Raw genomic sequence first — 5,512 nt, forward strand, 5'->3', positions numbered from 1 at the left:
AATTTTCGAGCATTTTTTATTCAAACATTTTTCGCGTAATAAAATCTTTTTCTAAGCTCCATGCACGTGCAGGAGAATATTCTCTTCCGTAATAAATAATCTGTATATGAAGTTTATTCCATAATTCTTTCGGAAAAATTTTCTTAGCATCTTTCTCTGTTTCTTCAACGTTTTTACCTTTGGTTAACTTCCATAATTTCATCAAACGATGAATGTGCGTATCTACAGGAAAAGCAGGATGACCAAACCATTGCGCCATTACAACCGAAGCTGTTTTGTGACCAACTCCTGGCAATTCTTCTAACTCTTCAAAACTTTCAGGTACTTCGCCATTGTGTTTTTCGAGTAAAATTTCGGATAATCGTTTGATATTTTTTGCTTTCGTATTTGACAAGCCAATTTCGCGGATATAATATTTTATTTCATCCACTTCTAATAGTGACATTGCTTTTGCATTGGCTGCTTTTGCAAATAATTCGGGTGTAACTTGATTCACCTTTTTATCTGTTGTTTGGGCAGATAAGAGTACTGCAATCAATAAGGTAAAAGCATCTTGATGATCTAATGGAATAGGAGGTGTAGGGTATAATTTTTCCAATTCATCAATCACAAATTGCACACGTTCTTTCTTTAACATCATAAGTTCTGAAACTTTTATGTAAATGTATCATTTTTATCTTGATTATTTTATAACGACTTATTTTGACGTTTTCATAACTTACATTTGTAGTAGAAATAAAAGATTAATTAATTAAATCAATCCAGATTCAAGATATAATCATTATTTTTACGAGAAGTTCTAAAGACAAATCAACATGTTAAAAGTAGGAGATAAAGTTCCAGATTTTAAAGGAATTGATCAAGATGGAAACGAGGTTTCGTATCAAGATTTCGCAGGAAAAAAATTGGTAGTTTTCTTTTATCCAAAAGCAAGTACGCCTGGTTGTACAGCCGAAGCATGCGATTTGCGCGATAACGAAAATGCGTTGAAAGCACAAGGTTATCATTTGGTTGGTGTAAGTGCAGATTCTGTAAAAAGACAAAAGAATTTTGCTGAGAAAAATAATTTACCTTTTCCTTTGCTTGCAGATGAAAGCCATGCTATTTTGAATGCATTTGGCGTTTGGGGACCTAAGAAATTTATGGGACGCGAATTTGATGGAATTCATCGTACAACTTTCATTATTGATGAAAATGGAATGATTACAGATGTAATCGAAAAAGTGAAAACAAAGGAACACGCAAAACAAATATTAGAAAAATAAAAAAAATAAGATAATGAGCGATTTAGATAATAAAAAGAAAGCACTACAGCTGATTTTAGATAAAATGGACAAAGCTTACGGTAAAGGAACTGTAATGCGTATGGGAGATTCGGCTGTTGATGATAAGATAGAAGTCATCTCTTCAGGATCTTTGGGATTAGATTTAGCGTTAGGTGTAGGAGGTTATCCTCGAGGACGTGTAATCGAAATCTACGGACCAGAATCTTCAGGTAAAACAACCTTAACGTTACACGCAATTGCAGAAGCTCAGAAAGCAGGTGGTATTGCAGCATTTATTGATGCAGAACATGCTTTTGACCGTTTTTATGCATCTAAATTAGGGGTTGATGTAGAAAACTTAATTATTTCTCAACCAGATAATGGTGAGCAAGCGTTAGAAATTGCTGATAATTTAATTCGTTCAGGAGCGATAGATATTATTGTAATTGACTCGGTAGCAGCATTAACACCAAAAGCGGAGATCGAAGGTGAAATGGGTGATTCTCGTATGGGATTACAAGCTCGTTTGATGTCGCAAGCATTACGTAAGTTGACAGGTACGATTAACAAAACAAAGTGTACTGCAATTTTTATTAACCAATTGCGTGAGAAAATTGGTGTTATGTTCGGAAACCCAGAAACAACAACAGGTGGTAATGCGTTAAAATTCTATGCTTCTGTACGTTTGGATATTCGTCGTTCGACACAAATTAAAAATGGTGATGAGGTAATCGGAAATCACTCGAAAGTAAAAGTGGTTAAAAACAAAGTTGCTCCTCCATTCCGTCAAGCTGAATTTGATATCATGTATGGTGAAGGAATTTCTAAAGTGGGTGAAGTTTTAGATATGGGTGTTGAGAAAGGAATTGTAAATAAATCTGGTTCTTGGTATTCGTATAACGACAGCAAATTAGGACAAGGTCGTGATGCAGTAAAAGAAGTATTGAAAGATAATCCTGAATTATGTGAAGAAATTGAAGCAAAAATTGTCGCTTTAATCAAAGGTGAACCTGTTACGGGTGAAGTTTCTGTTGATGATCCAGCTGATTTATTAGAAGATTAATTCGATCAGAATTTTTATATAAAATTAAAAACCACTCAAATTGAGTGGTTTTTTGTTATTTACAATTTTTTAAAATGTCTTCAATTGTAGGGTTGTATAAATTATTTTTTGTATCCAAATTATTTTCTGGATTTGAAACAAACTTTTTGATTGCACAATATTCAGAAAGTTTAGGGTTTTCATATATACTCAAAGAACGGGGACTTCCATAAGGACTCTTAATCGAAGTTAAATTATTTAAACCTTTTAACGATTTCAAATTTTTATTATCAAAAATGGAGAAGTCCACACCATAAACACCTTTTAAATTGTCTAATCCAGATAAATCTTCTAATGAATTATTATTAATAATCTTTATTTCTGCATTATCAAAAGTTCCTTTTAACTCTTTAACATTTTCAAAGCCTTTTAATGAATTCAATAACGGGTTTCCGTATAGATGAATTTGTATTTTAACATTTTTAAATGAAGTGAGATTTTTAAGGGAATTATTAAATTTTACAAATAAATAATCTGTTTCAACATCTTTTATCCCATCCAAGTTTATTAAACTATTATTACTTTCAAAATTTATATATTCTGCTCTCTTAAAATTAGGAAAACTAAGTTTAGTTAAATTATCATTATATAAAATATTAAATGCCCAATTAACTGTCTCTAAATTAGGAAAAGATATTTCATCTAATAATTTATTATTTTCTACATTAAGATATTCGGTTTTCTTTAATGATTTAAAGTTATTTATTTTAGAAAGATTTTTATTATTACTTATTATAGTACCATACACAGCTAATTCTAACTTTTCAAAACTATTATTCAACGTTATTAGATTATCATTTTCAGTAATAAATAATCTTGATAATCCCGATAATGACTTAAAGGAATCTACTACTCTTAGATTTGGATTTTTACTTATTTGTAAATCATCATAATTAACATGTAATTTATTGAATGAATTAATCGTTTCTAAATTTGGATTATTATAGATTGATAATGCAGAATAATTAGTCGTGAATTCTTCAAAACCTTCAATCTTCTTTAGACTTTTATTATTACTTATACTTACACCATAGTAAAACATATGACCAGAGCTAATAGATTTCAATTTATTAAAACCATTAAGATTCTCAATTTTGGAATCTTCAATTCTTAAAAAGTGAAGTTCTAAAATCTCAATTGTATTGAGTCCAGAAATATCATTTACATTTCCTGTAATAATTAAAGAAGAACTATTATTTCTTTGTCGGATACTCGTATATTTTTTTTCAGCTAATTCATTTAATTTTTCTTGGCTATCTATTATTAAATCTTTTTCAATGTATAAAACATTATCTTCTATCAACTTATGTTCAATTTCATTTCCAAAATAATATTTATCTTTAATCTTTGCGTAAGATTTTATGTATAATGTTTTATTGTTAACAAGACTACCTAATAAAGTATATAGTTTATTATTTTTTATTTGAGCTTTAAACATTTTCATGTTTTTATTAGGAGATACATCTTTAATTGTATCAACAATAAAACCATACTCAGTCATTAAATTTATATCATCTATTTTGAAATCCGCATTTAATTCAAGAGAATATAGACTTTCGTTTGTGACAGGTAAAGTTGTTAATTCAATAGGTTCTTTTTCTTTTAGAATTTGAGAATCATCATCGTTTGTACATGAAAAAATAAATAAGATAATGAAGAATAAGATGTAGAAATATTTCATAAATAAATTTATTGATGAATAAAAATATTAAAAAAAATAAGGTTAACCAAATTAGTTAACCTTATTGTCACGTTGAGTTTATTTTCAACATCGCATATTCTTTATGACGAGAATTTGAAACGAGTTGAGATTGACTTAATAATTTACTCCAAAATATATTTCAATTTATAACCAAACATGCCACGATCTTTGATCATATCAGCAACACCTTCTGGACATTCGTTCTCCCAATCTTGTTCAGCATTGGCAATTTTTTCTAAAATTCGACGCGAATAAGAATCTAAATAACCTCTGTTATAATTCAGAATATCTTGAATTCGTCCATTATACAAGAAATATTTGTACAATTCGTGTACGTTGTCACTTACTTGTAGATTTTTAGAAGTTAGTAAAATATCTTTTTGTTTGTCTAAATATGGATATAAATAAACTTTTACATTTTTCTTGAACAATTTTCCGAAAGCTTCCATAATTCCACCAGGTAAATCAGCATAATATTGTTCATTGAAAATCTCGACCAAATTATTAACACCCATTGCTAACCCAATTTTGGTTTGATTTCGAGTGAATTTTGAGAAATAGTCAACTAATTTATAATATTCAGAAAAGTTAGAAATGATAACATTGTGACCTAAACTTCCAATTATATCAGCACGATCTAAGAAATCACGTTCGTTTAATTCGCCTTCAAAACCAGAAGCAATCAGATTAGAAAGTGTAATCTCGAATAAAATTTCGGTGTTATCTGTTCGTACATCATCTTCTTGTTTAAAAATTTCTAATCCACCTTTGAACATGTCCATATTCACGTTCATAAAAGGACGGAAAGAACCACGAATAGCAAAGATATTTTTCTTGTAAAGTAAATCTGCTGGAAGAATATTTTTCCCTTGTGGATTGAAAACCGCAACATCTGTCATTCCATTTTTAACCAATTGAAGCGACATCAAACGATTATCAACATATTTAAATTGCGGACCACGGAAATTAATCATATCAATTTCTAATTGATCTTTATCCAACGTATCATACAAAGACTTGATTAATTTTCTTGGGTTATCATGGTAATAATAAGCGCCATAAATTAAGTTTACACCCAAAACACCTAATGTTTCTTGTTGTAATTGCGCTGTATTTTCTTTGAATTTTACATGAAAAATAATTTCATTTGCTTTTTCTTCTTCTGCATTCAATTTGAAACGTAAACCTATCCAACCTTGACCTTCATTCTTTTTCGAATAATCAATAGTAGTAACCGTATTTGCATAAGTAAAAAATGCTTTCTCTTTGTAATGATCATCAATAAGACGTTCTTTCATCAATTCCATCTCATGATCCAACATTTTTTTAAGACGAGCTTGTGTTACATAACGACGATTTTCCTCAACACCATAGATAGAATCAGACATCTCTTTGTCATATGCACTCATTGCTTTCGCAACAGTACCTGAAGCTGCACCAGCG

General features: G+C 29.8%; 5 protein-coding genes. 2 read left to right on the plus strand and 3 right to left on the minus strand.

The window, feature by feature from the left end; translation table 11 throughout:
* Positions 1-16: 16 nt before the first annotated feature.
* Positions 17-637 carry an endonuclease III gene (gene nth, locus Q0616_RS08585; protein ID WP_171623051.1) on the minus strand — a complete coding sequence of 207 codons (621 nt, stop codon included), beginning with the start codon at positions 635-637 and terminating at the stop codon, positions 17-19.
* A 172-nt stretch (positions 638-809) separates the two neighbouring features.
* On the opposite strand from nth, the gene bcp reads away from it, so the two are divergent.
* The gene (bcp, locus tag Q0616_RS08590) at positions 810-1,265 is read left to right on the plus strand and encodes a thioredoxin-dependent thiol peroxidase (RefSeq protein ID WP_171623052.1); all 456 of its coding nucleotides are present in this window, start codon (positions 810-812) and stop codon (positions 1,263-1,265) included.
* Between the two features lie 13 nt (positions 1,266-1,278).
* Positions 1,279-2,328: a recombinase RecA gene (recA, locus tag Q0616_RS08595; RefSeq protein WP_171622999.1), complete on the plus strand. Its 1,050-nt coding sequence runs from the start codon at positions 1,279-1,281 to the stop codon at positions 2,326-2,328.
* 55 nt (positions 2,329-2,383) lie between these two features.
* Here recA and Q0616_RS08600 read toward each other — a convergent pair whose 3' ends face one another.
* Positions 2,384-4,048 carry a hypothetical protein gene (locus Q0616_RS08600; RefSeq protein WP_171623000.1) on the minus strand — a complete coding sequence of 555 codons (1,665 nt, stop codon included), beginning with the start codon at positions 4,046-4,048 and terminating at the stop codon, positions 2,384-2,386.
* 143 nt (positions 4,049-4,191) lie between these two features.
* On the minus strand, positions 4,192-5,512 hold a 1,321-nt coding region (locus tag Q0616_RS08605; RefSeq protein WP_298776496.1), incomplete at its 5' end, for a TonB-dependent receptor.

This window comes from uncultured Empedobacter sp. (genome assembly GCF_937930195.1).
Classification (GTDB): Bacteria; Bacteroidota; Bacteroidia; order Flavobacteriales; family Weeksellaceae; genus Empedobacter; species Empedobacter stercoris.